Annotated in this window: 1 protein-coding gene; it reads right to left on the reverse strand. The window is 62.0% G+C overall.

The window, feature by feature from the left end:
* A partial coding sequence (locus B3D39_RS00260) for a sigma factor-like helix-turn-helix DNA-binding protein (RefSeq protein ID WP_286789261.1) occupies window positions 1-429 on the reverse strand: 429 nt, incomplete at both ends.

The raw sequence follows: 429 nt of genomic DNA on the forward strand, positions 1-429 counted from the left end.
CTCGATCTGGCGGATACGCTCGCGCGAGACGTCATAGACGCCCGAGAGTTCCTCCAGCGTAACCGGATCGTCGCGCAGGCGGCGCTGCATCAGGATGTCCTTCTCGCGCTCGTTGAGGACGTCCATCGCGTCCATCAGCATCTCGCGGCGGGCTTCCATCTCTTCGGACTCGGCGTAAGCCTCGGCCTGATCGGCATCCTCGTCTTCGAGCCAATCCTGCCACTGCGCGGCCCCGCCTTCGTCACCGGCACCGATCTGCGCGTTCAGCGAAGCGTCCGAGCCCGACATCCGCCGGTTCATCGAGATCACTTCTTCTTCGGTCACGTTCAGATCGGTCGCGATCTGCTTGACGTTCTCGGGGCGCATATCGCCGTCTTCATAAGCGCCGATCTTGGACTTCGCCTTGCGCAGGTTGAAGAACAGCTTCTT

This window comes from Thioclava sp. UBA3469 (assembly GCF_002378135.1).
Lineage (GTDB): Bacteria > Pseudomonadota > Alphaproteobacteria > Rhodobacterales > Rhodobacteraceae > Thioclava > Thioclava sediminum.